17 protein-coding genes are annotated in these 19147 nt (G+C 73.9%); 5 read left to right on the top strand and 12 right to left on the bottom strand.

The genetic code is table 11. The annotated features are described in order from the left end of the window. Positions 1-51: 51 nt before the first annotated feature. Positions 52-1020 (top strand): GlxA family transcriptional regulator, encoded by a 969-nt coding sequence (locus AMK11_RS19360; protein ID WP_073728768.1) that lies wholly within the window; start codon positions 52-54, stop codon positions 1018-1020. Positions 1021-1089: 69 nt separating this feature from the next. Here the strand turns inward: AMK11_RS19360 and AMK11_RS19355 are convergent, their stop codons facing one another. After that, positions 1090-1353, bottom strand: a complete 264-nt coding sequence (locus AMK11_RS19355; RefSeq protein ID WP_073728766.1) for a DUF5133 domain-containing protein — start codon at positions 1351-1353, stop codon at positions 1090-1092. 207 nt (positions 1354-1560) lie between these two features. On the opposite strand from AMK11_RS19355, the gene AMK11_RS19350 reads away from it, so the two are divergent. Continuing rightward, positions 1561-2145 carry a TetR/AcrR family transcriptional regulator gene (locus tag AMK11_RS19350; protein ID WP_073728764.1) on the top strand — a complete coding sequence of 195 codons (585 nt, stop codon included), beginning with the start codon at positions 1561-1563 and terminating at the stop codon, positions 2143-2145. Between the two features lie 91 nt (positions 2146-2236). After that, a complete protein-coding gene (locus AMK11_RS19345) occupies positions 2237-2995 on the top strand; it encodes an SDR family NAD(P)-dependent oxidoreductase (RefSeq protein ID WP_073728762.1) in 759 nt (252 codons plus the stop codon). Positions 2996-3047: 52 nt separating this feature from the next. On the opposite strand, the gene AMK11_RS19340 is transcribed toward AMK11_RS19345, so the two are convergent. From AMK11_RS19340 to AMK11_RS19330, 3 genes are all read right to left on the bottom strand, one after another. Continuing rightward, positions 3048-4817 (bottom strand): ABC transporter ATP-binding protein, encoded by a 1770-nt coding sequence (locus AMK11_RS19340; protein WP_073728760.1) that lies wholly within the window; start codon positions 4815-4817, stop codon positions 3048-3050. A gap of 191 nt (positions 4818-5008) precedes the next feature. Next, positions 5009-5557, bottom strand: a complete 549-nt coding sequence (locus tag AMK11_RS19335; protein ID WP_198941404.1) for a hypothetical protein — start codon at positions 5555-5557, stop codon at positions 5009-5011. 27 nt (positions 5558-5584) lie between these two features. Next, positions 5585-6103, bottom strand: a complete 519-nt coding sequence (locus tag AMK11_RS19330; protein ID WP_383581582.1) for an ATP-binding protein — start codon at positions 6101-6103, stop codon at positions 5585-5587. Positions 6104-6343: 240 nt separating this feature from the next. On the opposite strand from AMK11_RS19330, the gene AMK11_RS19325 reads away from it, so the two are divergent. Together AMK11_RS19325 and AMK11_RS19320 are read left to right on the top strand one after the other, a co-directional pair. Next, on the top strand, positions 6344-6571 hold the full coding sequence (locus AMK11_RS19325) for a DUF397 domain-containing protein (RefSeq protein WP_031015816.1): 228 nt from the start codon (positions 6344-6346) through the stop codon (positions 6569-6571). Positions 6572-6726: 155 nt separating this feature from the next. Beyond that, positions 6727-7650 (top strand): helix-turn-helix domain-containing protein, encoded by a 924-nt coding sequence (locus AMK11_RS19320; RefSeq protein ID WP_073728756.1) that lies wholly within the window; start codon positions 6727-6729, stop codon positions 7648-7650. Between the two features lie 82 nt (positions 7651-7732). Here AMK11_RS19320 and AMK11_RS19315 read toward each other — a convergent pair whose 3' ends face one another. From AMK11_RS19315 to AMK11_RS19280, 8 genes are all read right to left on the bottom strand, one after another. Next, positions 7733-8551 (bottom strand): SAM-dependent methyltransferase, encoded by an 819-nt coding sequence (locus AMK11_RS19315; protein WP_073728754.1) that lies wholly within the window; start codon positions 8549-8551, stop codon positions 7733-7735. A gap of 147 nt (positions 8552-8698) precedes the next feature. Further along, a complete protein-coding gene (locus AMK11_RS19310) occupies positions 8699-9979 on the bottom strand; it encodes an ABC transporter substrate-binding protein (RefSeq protein ID WP_073728752.1) in 1281 nt (426 codons plus the stop codon). Next, positions 9976-11157 (bottom strand): branched-chain amino acid ABC transporter permease, encoded by a 1182-nt coding sequence (locus tag AMK11_RS19305; RefSeq protein ID WP_079187535.1) that lies wholly within the window; start codon positions 11155-11157, stop codon positions 9976-9978. Before AMK11_RS19305 ends, AMK11_RS19310 begins: the two co-directional genes overlap by 4 nt. Further along, complete coding sequence (locus tag AMK11_RS19300) at positions 11150-12049, bottom strand: branched-chain amino acid ABC transporter permease (protein WP_073728750.1); 900 nt, start codon at positions 12047-12049, stop codon at positions 11150-11152. Before AMK11_RS19300 ends, AMK11_RS19305 begins: the two co-directional genes overlap by 8 nt. Further along, positions 12046-12846, bottom strand: a complete 801-nt coding sequence (locus AMK11_RS19295) for an ABC transporter ATP-binding protein (protein ID WP_073728748.1) — start codon at positions 12844-12846, stop codon at positions 12046-12048. The genes AMK11_RS19300 and AMK11_RS19295 overlap by 4 nt, the downstream gene beginning before the upstream one ends. Continuing rightward, positions 12843-13652 (bottom strand): ABC transporter ATP-binding protein, encoded by an 810-nt coding sequence (locus AMK11_RS19290; protein ID WP_073728746.1) that lies wholly within the window; start codon positions 13650-13652, stop codon positions 12843-12845. Before AMK11_RS19290 ends, AMK11_RS19295 begins: the two co-directional genes overlap by 4 nt. 755 nt (positions 13653-14407) lie before the next feature. Then, a complete protein-coding gene (locus tag AMK11_RS19285; RefSeq protein ID WP_073728744.1) occupies positions 14408-15694 on the bottom strand; it encodes a PucR family transcriptional regulator in 1287 nt (428 codons plus the stop codon). 118 nt (positions 15695-15812) lie between these two features. Continuing rightward, entirely contained in the window at positions 15813-19022 is a 3210-nt protein-coding gene (locus AMK11_RS19280; RefSeq protein ID WP_079187534.1) for a LuxR family transcriptional regulator, read from the bottom strand. Positions 19023-19147 lie beyond the last annotated feature (125 nt).

The following is a 19147-nucleotide window of genomic DNA, read 5'->3' as shown; positions in this document are numbered from 1 at the left end:
TACGGTGCACGCCCTTCTGCGCCCGGCGGGATCCCGCCTATCGTGGCGTCCATGCACTCCGTGGCGATCCTGGTCCTCGACGACGTGGTGCCGTTCGACATGGCGGCGCCCATGCAGGCCTTCGACTGGACGCGGCTGCCCGACGGGCGCGCCCCGTACCGGGTGCGGCTGTGCGCCGAGTCGCCCGAGGTGCGCACGCACGGACTCGGCCTCCGCGTCGACCAGGGCCTCGAGGCGTTGGAGTCGGCCGACACGATCATCGTGCCGGGCCGCTCCGAGGAGTCCGGACCGCCCTCCGAACGCGTCCTGGCGGCGCTGCGGCGGGCGGCCGGCGCCGGGACGCGGATCGCGTCCGTGTGCGTGGGCGCCTTCGTCCTCGCCGAGGCCGGGCTGCTGGACGGCCTGCGGGCCACCACGCACTGGATCGCCGCGGCGGAACTGGCCCGCCGCCACCCGCGCGTGCGGGTGGACCCGGACGTGCTCTACGTCGACAACGGCCAGATCCTCACCTCGGCGGGAGCCGCCGCCGGTCTCGACATGTGCCTGCACATGATCCGCCGGGACCTGGGGTCGGCGGTCGCCGCGCACGCCGCCCGGATGTGCGTGGTACCGCTGGAACGGGAGGGCGGGCAGGCCCAGTTCATCGTGCACGCGTACCCGCCGGTGCCGCGGGGTTCGGACCTGGAGCCGCTGCTGGAGTGGATCGAGGACAACCTGGCCGGGGAGATCACCCTCGGGACGCTGGCGGCGCGCTCGGGCATGAGCGAGCGCACCTTCAGCCGCCGGTTCCGTGAGCAGACCGGCACCACGCCCTTGCAGTGGCTGCTGCGGGCTCGGGTACGGCGCGCCCAGTACCTGCTGGAGAACGGCGACCACTCGGTCGAACGGATCGCGCGGCAGGCCGGGTTCGGCTCCCCCACGGCCTTCCGGGAGCGGTTCCGGCGGGTGGTCGGGACGACACCCCACGCCTATCGCGCCGCGTTCCACGGGAAGTCCGGGACTCCGGCACGGGGTGCGTAGGGCCCGTCTCGGAGATCAGTCCGCCGGCCGCGGCCCGGCCTCCGGGACGGGCCCCGGGGTACGGCGTTCTCACACGGCCAGCGACAGGCCGCTCTCCCCGTCCGGGTCCGCCGCGCGGACGGTGTCCGGCGTCCGCCCCTTGGCGAGCAGCAGCGCGTCAGCCTTGGCCACCGCGTCGTGGATGGCGGTGGCCGCCATCATCACGCAGAGCGTGTAGCTGACGTCCGCCAGCTCGCGCGCCGCCGCCGGGCTCTGCCTCTCCGCCTGAGCGATCCGCAGTGACGCGTACCGCGTCAGCAACTCCCTGACGACCTTCGGGTCCGGTTCGAGCACGAAGCGCCCCTCTCTCGATTTGCGCTCCGTATGCCCGAACCCGGACGAAACATTCACACCATGCACGCCACCACTCGCAATTGACGAAAACCCGTCGCTCACTGACCGACCTTCGTCGAACGGTGGCAACTTTCCGACCCAAAAGGAACAGAACGACTCCCTGCCGCAACTTGACTGATCGTTCTAAATAACCCTAGGGTCCTGGACGTGGCCAGGACCAAGGAATTCGATCCGGACGCCGCGCTGCAGTCGGCCCTCGAGCTGTTCTGGCGGCGCGGCTACGAAGCGACGTCGATGTCGGACCTCGTCGAGCACCTCGGTATCGGCCGCGCCAGCCTCTACGCGACCTTCGGCAGCAAGCACGAGCTCTACCTGAAGGCCATGGACCGGTACGCCGAGACACGCGACCCGACCCTCCTCACCGAGTTGTCCCGGCCCGGTCCGGCGCTTCCAGCGGTGCGGGCGGTGGTGCGCCGATTCGCCGCGGAGGCCGCCTCCCCGGAAGCCCGGCTGCACGGCTGCTTCGTCACCAACACCGCGGCCGAGCTGGCCCCGCACGATCCCGCGGCGGCCCGCCGGGTCGAGCTCAGCTGGGAGCACATCGAGACCCCGCTGCACTCCGCACTCGTACGGGCCCAGACCCAGGGCGAGCTGCCCGAGGACCGCGATCCGCGGGCGCTGGCCCGCATGCTGCTCGTCCTGATGCAGGGCGTACGGGTGGTCGGCAAGGCGTCGAACGATCCCGCCCGGGTGCGGGACGCGGCCGAACAGGCCCTGGCCCTGCTGGACTGACGCACAGCCACCGGCACCACCGGGCTGTCTTCCGCATGCCCGAATAATGAACCGATCGGTCAAGTAATCCACTGCTCAAGGAGTCACCGGAATGAACCGTTTCACCGGCAGGACCGTCCTCGTCACCGGCGCGGGCTCCGGCCTCGGCCGCGCGATCGCGCTCGCGTTCGCGGCCGAGGGCGCGTCCGTGGTCGCCGCCGGGCGCACCGCGGCCACACTGCACGAGACGGTCGGTCTCATCGAGGGCGCGGGCGGCACGGCCGCCGCCGTCACCGCCGACGTCACCGACTCCGGTCAGCTGAAGAACCTGGTGCGCGAGAGCGTCGTCCGCTTCGGTGGACTGGACATCGCGGTCAACAACGCCGGGATACTCCGCGGCACCGTGCCCGTCGGTGAGGTGAGCGAGGAGGACTGGGACGCGGTGCTGCGGACGAACGTCACCGGCGTCTGGCTGGCCATGAAGCACGAGATCGCGCACATGAAGGACAACGGCGGCGGCGCCATCGTCAACGTCTCCTCCAACCTGGGCGCACATCTGCGGATTGCGAACGCCGCCGCGTACGTCACCTCGAAGGCCGCGGTCTCCGCGCTGACCCGCGCCGCCGCCCTCGACCACATCCACCAGGGCATCCGCGTCAACGCGGTGAGCCCCGGCGCCTCCGCCGCCCCCATGTCGCTGCGGCCCGGCGAGAGTGAGGCAGACCGCGCCGAGCGCGTGAAGACGGAGAACCCGCTCGGCCGGGTCGCGGAGGCGGAGGAAGTGGCGGCCGCGGTGCTCTACCTCGCCTCCCCCGCGGCCGGCGCGGTGGTCGGCGCCGACCTGGTCATCGACAGCGGAGCCTCGGCCTGACGGCCCTTGATCGGGTCCTCGCAGCTCGGCCTTCGCTCCTCGGCGGCCGTGGTCAGGCGACCTGGCCGCTGTGCAGCGCCGTGTACGCCCCTCCCCCGCCCAGCAGTTCCTCGTGGGTGCCGGTCTCCAGGATGCGGCCCTCGCCCATGACCACGATCCGGTCCGCGCCCCGGACGGTGGACAGCCGGTGGGCGACGACGAAGGTCGTCCGGCCGCGCAGCAACCGGGCCAGGGCCTCCTGGACGAGGGCTTCGGAACGGGTGTCGAGCGCCGAGGTGGCCTCGTCCAGGATGAGTACCCTGGGGTCCCGGATCAGGGCGCGGGCGATGGCCAGTCGCTGACGCTGACCGCCGGACAGCCGAGCGCCGTGCTCCCCGACCAGGGTGTCGAGGCCTTGGGGCAGCCGGTCCACGAACTCCAGCGCGTTGGCGTCGCGCAGCGCCCCGCGCACCGCCTCCTCGTCGGCGTCGTCCATGCCGTAGGCGACGTTCTCCCGGATGGTGCCGTCGAAGAGGATCGACTCCTGCGGTACCACCGAGACGAACCGCCGGTAGGTGCGCAGGTCGAGGGTGTTCATGTCGGTGCCGTCCAGCAGCAGCCGGCCGGACGTGGGCCGCAGGAAGCCAATGACGAGGTTGAGCACCGTGGACTTGCCGGCACCGGACGCGCCCACCAGCGCGATCGTCTCGCCGGGTTCGACCGCCAGCGTGAAGTCGCTCACCGCGGGCCGTCCGTCGCCGTCGAAGAGGTGACCGACCCCCTCGAAGGTGACGGCTCCGCGCAGCGAGGCGAGCTCCGCCTTGCCCTCGTTGTCCTCCAGCTCGGGGGCCTGGAGCACCTCGCCGACCGAACGCACGGACTCCAGGCCCTTGGTGATGACCGGTGCGAGGCTTGCCAACGTTGTCGTGGAGTTGGTGAGGGTGGTCAGGAAGGCGCTGAGCATCACGACGTCGCCGGCGGAGACGCCCCAGACGCCGTGGTAGGAGATGAGCGCGGCGCCCGCGAGCACCAGCACGCCGACCACGTTGAGCACGACCCAGGACAGTGAGCCGAAGCGGCCGTTGACCAGGTCGAGGCGGTTGCCGGAGGTCAGCAGGCGGTCCAGGGTGCCGTCCATGCGGCGCAGCGCCTTGCGCTCCAGGCCGTGGGCGCGGGTGACCGGGATCAGCCGGGTCATCTCCGTGACCCGGGAGGAGAGGGCCTCGACCTCGTGGCGGAAGTGTTCGTTGTGGGTGCGCAGCCGGGCCCTCAGCCGCGCCACCAGCAGGGAGGCGGCGGGGACGACGACCAGGAAGACGGGCAGGAACTCCGGGGTGCGGACCCCGATGATGACGAGGCCGCCGGCGAGGACGGTGAACGCGCCGAGTCCCGTCTCGGCGGTCTGCTGGACCATCTGCTCGACCGTCTCGACGTCCCGGACGACCTTGGCCTGCAGCACGCCGGCGCTGACGCGCGAGTGATAGCCGATGGAGAGCTGCTGCATGCGGGTGCACAGCGCGGAGCGCAGGGCGGTGCCCATGCGCCGCACACTGCCGTACAGGAGGCGGACGTACAGCAGGTGCAGCGGGTAGTTGACGACCAGGATGAACATGATGATCCCGGTGCTGGTCCACAGGTCGCCGATCGGGCCGTGCTGGACGACGGTGTCGATGATGGACGCGGTGATGAGGGGCAGCAGCCAGACCGGGCTGTGTTTGACGGTGAAGACCGCGACCGCGCCGGCCAGCCGGTGGCGGTCGGCGCGGAACAGGTAGACGAGCGTGCGTATCGGGTGTTCGCCCCGGTAGCGGTGGTCGAGCGGCTTTTCGGGCGGCGACGCCATCGGCGTGGTCCTCCTGGTGACCGAAAGGGTACAAGCGCTTTCTTCCGCGCGCTTTCCTACCCCGTCGGCGAGGAGTACGCCACCTTGTCCCGCGGGTCGGTACACCGGCACGCGGGCACGCCGGTACGTCGTCGCGTCCGTCGCGCGCCGGAGGGAGACCCGCGCCTTCTCCCCCGTGGAGGGCGCGGGCCTCAGTCTCCGAGCGTGCGGGCGAGTTCGGTGGTGGCCTGCGTGATCTCGCTGTCGTCGTCGACGAGCAGCCGCTCCAGCTCGTCCCGCCGGGCCCGGACGGCCTGCCGTGCCGCGCGCTCCCATGCCACCGGGTTCTCCCGGTGGTTGAGCAGCTTGGGATAGACGGTGGCGGTGGTCTCCCACTGCCGTGCGTCGGCGATGTTCTTGAGCAGCTGGATGATCTGGGCCCGGCAGTTCACCTGGGGCCGCTGCGCGAGCTCCCAGAGGAAGGGGACGGTCGCCGCGGTCGCCTGCTCGACGACGAAGCCGTACTGGCAGATGCGTTTCCGCAGATCGGCGAGGGCGGCTCGGGCGGTCTCCGGGTCACCCCCGGCGACCTTGCGCAGCAGGCGCGGAATGGCCGCGGCCGAACCGCTGGAGTCCTGGATCTCGCCCCAGGGCACTCCGTCCAGCCCCGCGAGGGGGGCGGCGGCCCGGGGCAGGCCGGGCGCCCGCGTCTGACGGTCGGTGCGCCGGATGCTCGGCTCGGGTGTCGGAGCGCTGCGCATGGTGTGGGGCCCTCCGCGGCAGTCGGGTCAGGTGAGGGGGCGGGTCGTCAGGGTGGCCCAGACGGTCTTGCCCGCCGGCGGCCTCGGGGTCCAGCCCCAGTCGTCGGCCAGGGCGTCGACGATGCACAGGCCGCGTCCGTGCTCGCGCAGTGCGGAGCCGTCGGACGGGGTGCGCACGGGTTCGTTGCCGCCCGGGTCGGAGACGGTCAGCATCAGGTGACCGGGGCCCAGGGCGAGTCCCAGCCTGACCTCCGGCGCACCGGCCGCGGCGGACGGCACCGCGTGGGCCACGGCGTTGGAGGCGAGCTCCGTGATCACGAGGACGGCGTCGTCGGCGTGCCGGTCCAGGGACCAGCCGCCGAGCGTCTCCCGGGTGAAGACCCGGGCGCGGGCGAAGCCCTCCGCGCTGCAGGCGATCCGCAGCACCGCGGAGTCCGGACTGCCGTCCCGCACGCGCGACCTGGCGTCGGGAGCGGCGAACGGCCACGGATCCCGGCCGACGGCCGGCTCCGCCGTGTGCGGCAGCCCGCCGAACCGGCTCGCCACACCTGCCTCCGACGCGGGTTCGCCGGACGGCCGGAGCCTTAAATGCGCAGGTGACGACACGGCATCTCCCTGATGCAACGTCAGAACGGGGCGTCGACCGGGGGGTTGACGCCACGGCTATTATCCACGCTGACAGCGCTCGCGTGCAATTGCACGGGAAATTGCGTGAAAAAAATCGGATGGGGGCGCACGGGCACCGAAGAGGCCCGGTCCGCTCCCCCGAACGGCAAGGAGACCGCGGTGCCACCAGTGCGCAACGGAGTGCAGGCCAGCTCGTTGGAAGCCTGCTGGAAGAAGAGTCGGCACAGCAACGCCGAGGGCAACTGCGTCGAGGTCGCCCTGGTGGACGGCGGCATCGCGATGCGCAACTCCCGCGATCCCGACGGCCCCGCGCTCGTCTACACCCCCGCCGAGGTCGCCGCCTTCCTGGCCGGGGCGAAGGAGGGCGAGTTCGACCACCTGCTGTGAGGCGGGCCGCGATCACGGCGACGCGTGCCGCGGGGGCGGCGGGTGCCTTTGCCCAAGCGGAGGCCAACTACCCGATTTCCACGGGCGGATGCGGTAGGCATAGGCAGGATGAGATAGTGTGGTTTCTCAAGTCTGCCGGTCTGCTGGGAGTCAGGATGTCCGCCGCCGCGTCGCCTCGCATCTCCCGTCTCGAACCTTATCTGGACCGGGCCGAGCCGGCTCCCACTCTGCTGAAGATGCTCGTCGGCGTTCAGCTGGCGGGCTTCCGTGAGGACGCCGGCCTCTCCCAGGAGCAGGCGGCACGCGAGCTGGGTTTCAGCGCGGCGAAGCTCTCGCGCATCGAGTCGGGCAAGGGCCGCAGGCCCCCGGCGGAGAAAGACGTCCGCGCGCTGCTGGACCGGTACGGCACCGACACGTACGAGGCCTCGGTCCTGCTCAAACTGCTCCGACGCGCCGGTGAGCCGGGCTGGTGGCAGCGGTACGACAAGCGTCTGATGCCCGAGTGGTTCGACCGTCTGGTCGGCCTCCAGGAGGCCGCGGCGACCATCCGGACCTTCGAGATCCAGTACGTTCCCGGCCTGCTCCAGACGCCGGACTACACCCGTGCCGTGGTCGAGCGAGGCCTGCCCAACGCGCCCGAGGGCGAGGTCCGGCGACGGGTGGAGCTGCGCATGCGCCGCGCGGAGCTGCTGCACCGCAAGGACGCCCCGCAGCTGTGGGCGATCATCGACGAGTCCGTGCTGCTGCGCGTGCTGGGCAGCCGCGAGGTCATGCGCGAGCAGCTGGAGCATCTCGTCAAGGTGGCGGAGGAGCCCCATGTGACGCTCCAGATCGTGCCGCTGGACGTCACGAACGCTTCGGCGCCCGCGATCCCGGTCACCTATCTGCGTTTCGGCGGCGCCGACCTGCCCGACGTGGTGTACCTGGAGCACATCAGGAGCGCCAACTTCCTCGAGGACCGCGACGAGACCGAGGAGTACCGGGTCGCGCTGGACCGGCTGGCCGACGAGGCGCTGACTCCGCGCGGGTCGCTCGAGCTGCTGCGCTCGACGATGGCGCAGCGCTACCCCGGGAAGTAGCCGACGCGGCCGTCGGTGATTGACCGGCCACCGCGAGAAGCAGGGCCGCGCGGCCTCGCGCGGCCCTCATCCACGTCGTCCGCTAGCGGAGGCGGCCCAGTCCGCCGAACTCGATCCACTCGTCGGTGAGCTGACGGGGAGCCACATCGGTGTCCGGACGCCAGGTGGAGACCTCCACCAGGCCCGGTTCCAGGATGTCCATGCCTGCGAAGAGCGCCTCGACGTCCTTCGGCTCGCGGACCCGGCCCCAGTGCCCCTGCGTCGCCTGGTCCATGAAGTCCGTGACGAACTTCCGCACTTCGGCGTCTTCGCTGACCAGCTGGCACATCACCGCGTAGCTCCCGGGCACGAGCCGCTCGGTGACGCGGCGGACGACCGACATCGGGCCGTCGGTGTCGCTGTCCGGGATGCAGTGGAAGACCGAGTTGAACAGCACGGCGACCGGCTGCGAGAAGTCGATCAGGCGCTGGGTGTCCGGGTGGGAGAAGATCTCCTCGGTCGAGCGCATGTCGGCGTGGATGACGGCGGTCCGGTCGTTCTGGTCCAGCAGCGCACGGCCGTGGACCAGCACCATCGGGTCGTTGTCGACGTAGACGACGCGGGACTCGGGGTCGATGCGCTGGGCGACCTGGTGCACGTTGTCCTGCGTGGGCAGGCCGGAACCGTGGTCCAGGAACTGGCGGATGCCGTAGTCCTCGGCGAGGGTCCTGACGACCCGCTGCAGGAAGCGCCGGTTGTTCAGGGCCAGCCGGCGGGTGCTGGGGACGACCTTGTCGAGTTCACCGACCGCCGCACGGTCGGCCGCGTAGTTGTCCTTGCCGCCCAGATAATAGTCGTACATACGTGCGGCCGTGGGCACGTTGGCGTCGATCTCCGTGGACAGCTGCTTGTCGGCTTGCATCGTTCCCCCAGCTCCGTACGGGCGCCAACTGGACTGGCATGACAGAGAGTACATCCTAGAGACCCGGTGGTCAGGGAAACCAGTACGCGGACCGAGCGGCCGCCAAAGCGTCTGCCGGGCAGGCGAGTTGACGGCCACTCACTGCGGTCAGCCGCGCGCGGCCAGGTACGCGTCGACGCCGGGCGCCTTGTGGGCGTCCTCCACGCCGACCAGGCCGCCGACCGCCTTGGCGTCGGGCTTGAGCACGTAGGTGGACCGGCTGGCCGGCTCGGTCACGAAGGTGAAGTTCTGCGGGGTGCCGAGGCCGGTGTCCGCGTTCTTCTGCGAGCGGTGTGCCTTCACCACGGCCTCGCGGGTCAGGCTGCCGCCCTCACAGGCCTTCTTCAGGTCGGCGCCGATCAGCTGGGCGGCGTTGTAGCCGGAGAGCACGCCGGAGTCGACCGGCTCGCCGGGGTACTTCTCGGTGTAGGAGGCGACCATCTTCTTGACGCCCGGCAGGCCGGAGCTGACCGCGGGTGCGGCGCTGACGACGTGGACCATGGCCTCCAGGGCCGGCGCCGCGGGGGTCTTCATCAGCTGCGGGGAGTATCCGGGAGCGCTGGAGACGATGGGCACCTTCAGGCCCCGGGCGGCGGCGACTCCGGCGAGGGACGCGGTCTGGGCGGGACCCGCGCTGATCAGGACGGCCTTCACCCCGGCGTTGCTCAGTGCGGAGACCTGCGCGGTCAGGTCGGTGTCCGTCGCCTTGATCTTCTGTCCGACCACCTTCATCCCGGCCTGCTCGGCGGCCCACTCGGAACCCTCCAGCGCGTTGGCGCCGTAGTCGCCCTCGAAGTACACGTGGCCGATCGTGTCGCCCTTGGCGATCTTCTTGGTACGGGTCAGGAAGTCGACGGCCGCGATCATGTCGAGGTCGTAGGTGGTGCCGAGGACCTGGACGGCGTCCTTGCCGAGCAGGGAGGCGGCCCAGGCCTGCGGGAAGGTCAGCATGCTGTCCCGCTCGATGTCGTCGAGCAGCGCCGCGACCACCGGTGAGCCGATGACCTGGGGCAGGGCCACCACGTCCGGGGAGATGTCGGCGTAGGCGGTCACCGCCTTCTGCACGTCGTAGCCGTGGTCCTTGACGACGATCTCGACCTCGCGTCCGCAGATGCCGCCCGCCGCGTTGGTCTCGTCGGCCCACATCTGCTGGGCCTGCACGATGGACTTGCCGAGGGTGGCGTAGGGGCCGGTGAGGTCGGTCAGCGCGCCGAGCCTGATGGCCTTCTCGCTGACTCCGGGGCCGGCCTTGACGCCGTCGGCGGCTTCGTCGGTGCCTCCGCCCTCCGCCTTGGAGCTGCATGCGGTGCCCGCGAGCAGCACGGCGGCCAGTGCCGCGGCCAGGGCGGCGGTCCGGGTGGCGCGGGGCCTCGGGTGCGTGACGTTCACGGGGTGTGCTCCTTGGCTCGTGCGGATGTTGCTGTGGTCGCGGAGGTCTCGGTGGCCGCGGCGTCTCCGGTGGCTTCCGTGGTGGCGGAGGGGGGACCGGACGGTCGGCGGCGCAGGCGGGCGCGGGTCCGGCGGGCCAGTCCGTGCAGGCCGTCGGGGGCGTAGAGCAGGATGACGACGATCGCGGCGCCGTACAGGTAGCGGGCGGCCTCGGTCGGGCCGATCGAGCCGTCGCCGGAGCCCGGCGTCGCCACCAGCGGCAACTGGTCGGCGTAGCGCGTCATCAGCAGCGGCAGGGCGGTGACGAAGACGGCTCCGGCGGTGGCGCCGGCCACCGAGCCGAGACCACCGATGACGATCATGGCGAGGTAGTCGACGGAGAGGAGGAGTGAGAAGTAGTCGGGCACGACACGGCGGAAGGAGAGCGCGAGCAGGACGCCGGCGAGGCCCGCGTACATCGAGGAGACGACGAACGCCGCCGAGCGGTACCGCGCCACGGGCACGCCCATCACGGACGCCGCGGTCTCGCTGTCGCGCAGCGCGGACAGGGCGCGCCCCGGCCGCCCGCGCAGGACTCCGCGCGCGGTGTACCAGGTGAGGGCGAACAGGGCGAGACCCAGGTACCAGAGCCGTTCCTCGGCTCCGAACGGCACGCCCAGGACCGTCAGTTCGGGGTCCGACTCGGCGAAGGCGAAGCCGCCGATCTCCAGCGGCGGCACCGACCGTCCGTTGAAGCCGCCGGTGACGGAGTCCGCGGTGAGCAGGACGTGGTGGCCGAGGAAGACCAGGGCGAGGGTGGCCACCCCAAGGTAGACGCCCTTGACCCGGCCGGCGACGGGACTGAACAGGCCGCCCGCGGCCCCGGCGAGCAGTACGGCGAGGACGGCGGCGAGGAGGGGCGGCAGTCCCGGCCCGGGCTCGCCCGCCAGCCATACGTAGCCGTAGGCGCCGACGGCCAGGAAGAAGGCGTGCCCGAGGGAGAGCTGGCCCGCGGTGCCGCTGAGCAGGCTGAGGCCGACGGCGCCGATGGCCGCGGCCATGGAGAACAGGCCGATGCGCAGCCAGAAGGCGTCCAGGTAGAAGGGCAGGGCGCACAGGAGGAGCGCGGCGAGCAGGAGCCTGCCGGGCTTGAGGAGGCGGCCGTCGAGAAGGCTGTTCGGCTTGCGGCGGTCAGACACGGGCTGCTCCCTTCGCCGCGAAGAGCCCGGCGGGGCGCACCAGGAGGACCAGCACCATGACGGCGTACGGGGCGACGTCGCCGAAGCCCTCGCCGAGGATGTGCAGGTCGGACTGGTAGCCGGCGACGAAGGCCTCGGTGAGGCCGATCAGCATGCTGCCGACCAGGGCGCCGACCGGGGAGGCCATGCCGCCCAGGATGGCGGCCGGGAAGGCCTTGAGGGCGATCTGTCCGGTGGTGCGTTCCAGTCCCGGCGCCGGGAAGGCGACCAGGAAGACCGCGGCGAGCGCGGCGAGTCCGCCGGCCAGGCACCAGGCGGCGGTGCGTACGCGGGTCAGCCGTACGCCCATGAGGGCGGCGGCCTCGCCGTCCTCGGCCGCCGCGCGCAGCGACAGGCCCCAGGGAGTGAACCGGAAGAGGGCGAAGGCGCCGCCGATGGCCGCGGCGGACACCAGGATCGCGGCGATGCGGCTGTCGGCGACCGTCACCGGGCCGAGGTCGGTCACCGCGTTGCCCCAGGGGTCGCCGAGCGGCAGCAGGTCGCCGCCGATCCGCCGGGCCAGGTCGGTCACCAGGATGATGTCGATGCCGATGGTGACGATGGTCTGCACGTGGGCGGCGTGCGGGTCGGTGCCGCCGACCCGCTGCAGCACCAGCCGGTCCAGCGCGCCCGCCACGGCGGCCGTCACGACGACGGCGAGGGCCAGCGCCCCGGCGAAACCGAGGTCGTCGTGGAGTACGGCGACGAGGTAGCCGCCAAGCAGCAGCAGCGAGCCGTGGGTGAAACTCAGGACGCCGGAGGCTTTGAAGATGGTGACGAAGCCGAGGGCGATCAGGGCGTAGACGGAGCCCAGGGACAGGCCGTTGAGGAGGGCGTCGAGGAAGCCGGTCATGCCGCGTCCTCCCCGGTTGCGCCGGTGCCGAGGTAGGCGCGCAGCACCTCGGGGTCGCGCCGGACCTCGTCGGGGGTGCCGTGGGCGATGGCCTTGCCGAAGTCGAGGACGGTGACCTCGTCGGCGAGGCGCATGACCAGGCCCATGTCGTGCTCGACCAGCACGAGGGACAGGCCGAGTTCGGCGCGGATCTCCCGGACGACCTCGGTCATCCGGACGCGTTCGGCGGCGTTCATGCCGGCCACCGGTTCGTCGAGCAGCAGTACACGGGGCTCCAGACAGAGGGCACGGGCGAGTTCGACGCGCTTGCGGTCGCCGTACGACAGCAGGGACACGGGCGAGTCGAAGTGGGCGCCGAGGCCGGCGAGTTCGGCGATCTCGCGGGCCTTGGCGAGGTGGGCGCGCTGTTCGCGCACGGCGCTGGGCAGGCGCAGGGCGCTGGCGGCGAAACCGGCGCGGGACAGGGCGTGGCGGCCGAGCATCAGGTTGTCGGCGACGGTGCCCTGGGTGGTGACGATGTTCTGGAAGGTACGGGCCACGCCGAGGGCGGCGATCCGGTGCGGGGCGAGCCGGGTCAGGTCGGCCTCGCCGAGGCGAACGGTGCCGGCGCTGGGCCGGTACAGGCCCGACAGGACGTTGAAACAGGTGGACTTGCCCGCGCCGTTGGGACCGATGACGGCGTGCACGGTGCCCGGGGCGACGGTGAAGGAGACGTCGTCGAGGGCGACGAGTCCGGCGAAGCGCACGGTCACGTCGCGGACCTCGAGCGCCGGTGGCGCGGCGGTGCGGGTGGTCACGCGGCCCCCTTGCCGTCGGTGTCGTCCGCGGCCTCGGCGGTCTCGGTGTCCTCACCGAGGTAGAGGCGGCGTACGGCGTCCGTCCGGGCGAGTTCGGCGGCGGGACCGGACAGCCGGATCTCGCCGACCTCGAGGACGTGGGCGTGCTCGGCGAGGGACAGTGCCATGCCGGCGTTCTGTTCGACGAGGAGTACGGCGGTGCCCTGGGCGTTGATCTCGCGGACCACCTCGGCGATGCGGTCGACCATGAGCGGGGCGAGGCCGAGGGAGGGCTCGTCCAGCAGGAGCATGCGGGGCGCGGCCATCAGGGCGCGGCCGATGGCCAGCATCTGCTGCTCCCCGCCGGAGAGCAGGCCGGCGGCCTGGCGGGTGCGCTCGGCGAGCCGCGGGAAGAGGGTGAAGACCCGCTCCCGGGCTTCGCGGACCTGGGCCGGGGCGCGCCGGTTCAGGCCGAGTCCCCCGGCCCGCAGGTTCTCGTCGACGCTGAGTCCGGCGAACACCCGCCTGCCCTCGGGCACCTGGACGACTCCGGCGCGTACGGCGGCGACGGGGTCGCGCCCGTCCAGCGCCGTGTCGCCGTAGCGGACGCGGCCGGCCGTGATCGCGCCGCGGTGCAGGCGCAGCGTGCCCGACACGGCCCGCAGCAGCGTCGTCTTGCCGGCGCCGTTGGCACCGAGCAGTGCGACGACACCGCCGTGCGGGACGGTCAGGGACACGGAACGGAGGGCGGACAGGGCGCGCCCGTACGTCACGTCGAGGCTCTCGACGTGCAGCGCGGGCTCGCCGTCCGGTGGTGCTGCGGGCATCGCGGCTCCTTGGGACCGTGCCGGGGCCGGCACGGTGACGGCTGAAGGGGGGAGCTCACGACAGCACGGGCCCTGGTGCCCGTACAGGGGTTACCGGCCGGGTCGCTGCGGCGTCCCAGTCCGGGGGTGGAGAGTTTGTGCGGGTGCCCAGGGCGGGGTGGCACTGGTGGTGGCGGGGTGGGCGGGAGGCGCGGGGCTCCTCGGGGTCGGGCGGGCTGCGCGATGCGCTCGGAGGGGCCGCACGAGGGGGGCGGGAGCGCTGCCGCCGGGCCCGGCGGCAGGGGCGGGGTGGGGGCGGTGTCGGTCCCGCCGGGCGCGTTGCGGGTGCGTTGCGTGTCCGCGCCGACGACCTGTCGTAGGGCCGTGGCCATGCCGTCTCGACCGACCCCGGCAGCGGCCCCGACGCCCGCCCCGACCGCGCCCGCCGGCAGCCCGGCGCGGGGGCCTGAGCCGCGGTGCGATGCGGCGCGGTGCGGCGGGGTGCGGTGACGGGGCGGGCGTGCGGGCCGAGCGGCGCCGGGCCAGGCCCAGCCGTGCCGTGCCTGTCCAGACCGAGCCGGATCGGGCAAGGCCGAGCCATCCGTGTCTCGCCGTGCCTGGCCGCGCCGTGTCCTGCCTGGCCAGACCGAGTCCGGACCGGGCGAGGCCGAGCCGAGCCACGCCGTGCCGAACCGCGCCCTGGCCGGGCCGGGCCGGGTCGGACCCAGCCCTGTCGGGCAGTGCGCGGCGCGGCCCGTGTTGCGTCCGCGTGCTCCTCAGTCGCGCAGGACCCGTCGAGCGGTCAGCGCCAGGCTGATCTCCACCACGTCGGCCGGGCGGGCCAGCGAGCGGCCGGTGAGTTGCTCGCAGCGGCGGAGGCGGTTGAGGACCGTGTTGCGGTGGCAGTAGAGGCGTTCGCCGGCCCGTTGCGCGGAGCCGTCGCAGTCGAGCCAGGTGGTGAGGGTGTCCAGCAGCACCTCGCGGTCGGCGGGTTCCAGCCGCAGCAGCGGACCGAGCACCCGTTCGGCGAGGGCGCCGCCGAGCTCCGGGCTGGAGGCGACGAGGGCGGCGGGGAGGTGCTCGGCCAGTCTCACCGTGCCGCCGGCCCGCGGGCATATCTCCAGGGCGGTGTCGGCGAACCTGCGGGCGTCACCGACCGAGGCCAGTCCGTCGACCGCGCGGCCGATGCCGATCCGGACGCCGTGGACCGGGGCGTACGCCCCGCCCGCGGGCGACGACGGCTCCAGGAAGCCTTCCTCGTCGCCCGCGCCGGCCAGGACGATGCCGTAGTCGACGTCCGCCCCCGCGTGCCAGTGGACGCGGGCGCCCGGCGGTACGGCGGCGCGGGCGGCGTCCGACCGGGCGGGGTGCGCGCCGGTGACGGCGACGACGACGTACCGGCCGTGTTCCGGCAGGCCCAGGGCCTGGGCGGCCTCGGGCAGGTCGGCGATGCGGCTGGTGCCGTCGAGCAGGCCCGCCGCCAGCAGCCGGGCCCGGTTCTCACGGAGCCGGCCGATCCGCCACTCGGTCTGCCGGTAGGCGTCGGCGACGAGGGTGCAGTGCTCGTCGACGAAGTTCCACACGTCGGCGGCCACGTGGACGAGCAGGCGCACGTCCTCGGGCGCGGTGCGGGAGGTCTCCTCGACCAGCCGCTGCCACACCAGCGAGCCGCCGAGGCGGAAGGCGTGCAGCAGGGCGTCGAGCGGCAGGCCCTGCTCGGCGCGGGTGGCGCCGATCCGCCAGGTGCAGCGGTGGGCCGCGTCCCGGGAGCCGCGGGGGTCCAGCAGTGAGGCCACGCTGTGCCGCAGGGAGCGGTGGACCTCCTGCCAGGTGGCCGTCGGGTCCTTGGTGACGGCCGCGCGGTACGCCGGTTCCTGTTCCCGCAGCAGGGCGATCAGCCGGTCGGTCAGGTCGGGCAGGTCGTCGAGCAGGGCGCGGGCGGCCCGGTGCAGGACCCGCAGCGCGTCGGCGTCCATCAACGACGCGACGCTCGGTGTCCGCGGGCGTGGAACGGGTGTCAGTCCGGTGCGGATCGCTGCTCGTGACCGTACGGCGTGCTGCATCGCGGTCCTCCCCCAGGCCAGGGCTTACGGAGGTGCCCCGCGGCGGGCCGTCCGCCCGTGCCGGGCATGCCCCCTGACTCGTCCTGCCCCGAAGGATGGCATACCGTCCGGTCGGTCCCTAGGGTCGTGCACCGGTCTTTTCAGACCTTCCGGCCGCTCGGGCCCGTTCGGCGTGCTCCACCATGCGGGCCAGTTCCAGGCGGGACCGTACGCCGAGCGCGGCGAAGACCTTGCGGAGGTGGTAGTCGACGGTGCGGGTGCTCACCGCGAGGGTGAGCGCGACCTCTCGGTTGGTGGCGCCCTCGGCGACGTGCCGGGCGATGCGCAGTTGCTGCGGCGTCAGGCGGGTCAGCGGTCCGGCCTCCCGGGCCCGTGGCGCGGCCCCGAGCGCCCGCAGTTCCGCGCGGGCCTGCGCCGCCCAGACTCCCGCGCCGCACCGGTCGAAGCCGGCCAGCGCGGTGCCGAGACGGCCACGGGCCTCGCGGGGTCTGCGCCGCCGGCGCAGCCACTTGCCGTAGAGCAGCGCGGTGCGGGCCCGCTCGAAGTCGCCGCCCGCCTCGTCGTGCCGGGCGAGCGCGCGCCGGTAGAGGTCGTCGGCGCGGTCCGGCGGGGCCAGCAGGGCCTGACAGCGGGCCAGTTGCGCGGCGGCCTGCGGATCGGCGCCGAACGCCGCCCAGCCGGCGAAGTCCGCGAGGACGTCGTGGGTGTCCTCGGGGCGGCCGGCGAGGGCAGCGGCCTCCACGAAGCAGGGCACGGCGAGCCGCCACACCGCGAAGTGACCGCGTCCGGGCCCGGGCAGGACCAGGAGCCCGAGCCGGTCGGCCGCGTCGTGGGGCCGGCCCCGGCCCAGGTCGGCGCGGGCCGCCGCCCACTCCGCGAGGGTGGCCGCCTGGGCCAGCCCGTGGCGCCGGGCCGTGGCCAGCGCGGCCGTCACGTGCCGGGCCACCGCCTCCGGCTCCTCCTCGATCGACGCCGCCAGGGCCAGTACGGCCTGGTGGTGGGCCGCGGTGTTGCGCTGCCCGACGCGCTGCGCGGTGCGCAGTCCGTCCTCCGCGTGGGCGCGCGCCTGGGGGTGCCGGCCGGCGCGGAGTTCGGCGTAGGCGAGGTATTCCAGCGCCTGTGGCACCAGCGCGTCCGACCCGGACTGCCGGGCCGCGGCCAGCGCCCGCGCACCCGCCCGCCGGGCGGCGTCCACGTCCCCGAGCAGCAGGGCGGCGGAAGCGGCCCGCAGCAGCCGCTCGGGCCGGTCGTCGTTCCGGGCCCGCTCCACCACCTGCCCGAGCGCGGGGGCGGCCCGGTCGAGCCGTCCTTCGAGCAGCGCCCGCATGCCGGCTCGGTGCTCGCGCACGGGGTCGGGCCCCGGGGCGCGCACCTGCGCCCCTCCGGGCCCGGCTCCGGCGGCCGGGGCCGGCCGGGGTCGGACGACACCGGTGCCACCGCCGTCGCCGGCGGGCGACGGGGCAGTGGGGGGCTGTGGGGCCGGAAGGCCGTTCTGGCCTGGAGGCTCCACCGGCTCTGGGGGATCACCCAGGACGGGAGCGCCGCCCGGCCCCCGGGAATCACCCGGGACCGGGGGGCCAGCCAGCCCAGGCCGCTGACCTTGGGCCAACGCCTCAGCCGGGGCCGTAGGGACGCCCGGGGCCGGGGACACTCCCGAGTCTGGGGCGCCGCTCGGGGCCGGGGCGCCAACCGGCCCAGGCAGCTTCCCCTGGACCGAGCCCGCAAGCGAACCTGGAGGCTCGGCCGCGGCCGTGGGGAGACCCGGGGTCGAGGGGGCCCCCGAGCCTGGGGCGCCGACCGGGGCCGGAGCGCCGATCGGGCCGTAGGGGTCGTGCGGGGCCAGGGCGTTGACCGGGGCCGATGGCGGGCCGGGCGTCAGTGTGGCCAGGCAGGACGGCAGGTCGCCCGCCGCCCAGGCCGCGTCGGCGGCAGCCAGTGCGGCGGTGGCGGCGTCGGCGGGGGCGTCCTCGGCCAGCAGGGTGGCGGCCAGCAGCAGGGACTGGTGGGCGTCGCCGACGGGGCCGTCGCGAAGTTCCGCCAGGCCTCGCACCAGTTCGGCCCGCCCTCGCACCGCGGCCGGGGCGGCGCAGCCGCGGGCCGCCGCCAGCAGGGGACGTGCCCGGTCGGGGCGGCCTGCGAGCAGGGCCTGTTCGGCGGCGGCCGTGTACCGCTCGGCCCGGACCTGCGGCTCGGCGGTCAGTTCGGCGGCACGGGCGTACGCCGTGCCGCGCAACCCGTGCGAGGCAGGCTCAGCTCCGTCCGCGGCGGCCGCCGCCAGCCGTTCCGCGAGCCGCACCGCCGGTCCCGGGCCGGGCAGTGACCAGGAGCGGTGCAGCAGCGCCGGCAGCCGGCGGCCGCCGGTCTCCAGTACGTCGGCCAGCGCGCGGTGCGCGGCCCGGCGCCGCTGCGGCGCGGCGGTGGCGTGGACGGCCCGGCACAGCAGCGGGCTGTGGAAGCGGAGCCGGTCGCCGGCCCCGGCGAGGAGATCGGGGAGGGGATCAGGGTGGGGGTCGGCGGTGGGGGCGGGCGCGGTCGCGGCGCGCAGGCGTCGCAGGGCCTCCAGGACCAGGCCGGTGTCCGCGTCCGGTCCGTCCGACGTCCGTACGGCCGCCGCCACCGTCAGCAGCAGGTCGTGGACGTCCGGGGACTGGCCGGACAGCGACCGGCCGGCCACCGCCGCCAGGGTCCCGGCGTCGGCCGGCGGGTGGGGCAGCGGCCGGTGCCCGCGCAGCTCGGCGGGCGAGAGCCGGCGGACGAGGGCGAGGAGCAGGGCCGGGTTGCCCTCCGCTTCGGCCAGCAGTTGCTCGCGGACGGCCGGGGCGGCGGAGCCGTCGGTCACGTCGTCGAGCAGGGCGTCGGCGTGCGACGGTGCGAGCGGGTCGAGGCGGACGACGGGGAGGCGGGCGTACTCCGGGTCGGCGGCACGGTGTCCGGCGACGGAGAGGAGCAGCGCGACGCGTCCCACCGTGTGCAGGCGTTCGGCCGCGCGGCCGAGGGCGGCTCGGGCCGGCGCGTCCCACAGGTCCGCGTCGTCGGCGCAGACGAGGAGTGGGGCCTCGGCGGCCGCCTCCCGCAGCGTGCGGAGCAGTTCCCCGGCGGTGGCGTGCGCGCCGCGGTCCGGACCGGGCCCGAGGTGCAGTACAGGCCCCGCCCGGAAGGAGTGGGCGGCCCACTGGAGGAGGGCGGTGCGGCCGAGCCCGGGTTCGCCGGTCACGACGAGGTGGCCACTGTGGGTGCGCAGCCCGTCCAGCAGGGCCCGCACCGCCTCCCGCTGCGCGCTCCGGCCGTGGATCCGCACGGCCGTACGTACGGTCGTCTCTCCGGTCATCCACCGGAGGTTACGCGCGCGTAACCTGACGCGGAAGCCGTCGGTCCGCCGCGGCCCGCCGGGGTGTCGGCAGCGTCACCTGCGGTTGTGCGGCGTACGGCGGGGACGGGCACTGTGCCGCTGCC

The organism is Streptomyces sp. CB02414, assembly GCF_001905385.1.
Classification (GTDB): domain Bacteria; phylum Actinomycetota; class Actinomycetes; order Streptomycetales; family Streptomycetaceae; genus Streptomyces.
This window is presented reverse-complemented; position numbering and strand designations above follow the sequence as displayed.

What these genes read in the sequence shown, in the direction of transcription:
- AMK11_RS19360 (WP_073728768.1), top strand. Translation starts at nt 52, where the DNA reads ATGCACTCCGTGGCGATCCTGGTCCTCGACGACGTGGTGCCGTTCGAC.
- AMK11_RS19345 (WP_073728762.1), top strand. Translation starts at nt 2,237, where the DNA reads ATGAACCGTTTCACCGGCAGGACCGTCCTCGTCACCGGCGCGGGCTCC.
- AMK11_RS19340 (WP_073728760.1), bottom strand. Translation starts at nt 4,817, where the DNA reads ATGGCGTCGCCGCCCGAAAAGCCGCTCGACCACCGCTACCGGGGCGAA.
- AMK11_RS19335 (WP_198941404.1), bottom strand. Translation starts at nt 5,557, where the DNA reads ATGCGCAGCGCTCCGACACCCGAGCCGAGCATCCGGCGCACCGACCGT.
- AMK11_RS19320 (WP_073728756.1), top strand. Translation starts at nt 6,727, where the DNA reads ATGTCCGCCGCCGCGTCGCCTCGCATCTCCCGTCTCGAACCTTATCTG.
- AMK11_RS19315 (WP_073728754.1), bottom strand. Translation starts at nt 8,551, where the DNA reads ATGCAAGCCGACAAGCAGCTGTCCACGGAGATCGACGCCAACGTGCCC.
- AMK11_RS19300 (WP_073728750.1), bottom strand. Translation starts at nt 12,049, where the DNA reads ATGACCGGCTTCCTCGACGCCCTCCTCAACGGCCTGTCCCTGGGCTCC.
- AMK11_RS19290 (WP_073728746.1), bottom strand. Translation starts at nt 13,652, where the DNA reads ATGCCCGCAGCACCACCGGACGGCGAGCCCGCGCTGCACGTCGAGAGC.
- AMK11_RS19285 (WP_073728744.1), bottom strand. Translation starts at nt 15,694, where the DNA reads ATGCAGCACGCCGTACGGTCACGAGCAGCGATCCGCACCGGACTGACA.
- AMK11_RS19280 (WP_079187534.1), bottom strand. Translation starts at nt 19,022, where the DNA reads ATGACCGGAGAGACGACCGTACGTACGGCCGTGCGGATCCACGGCCGG.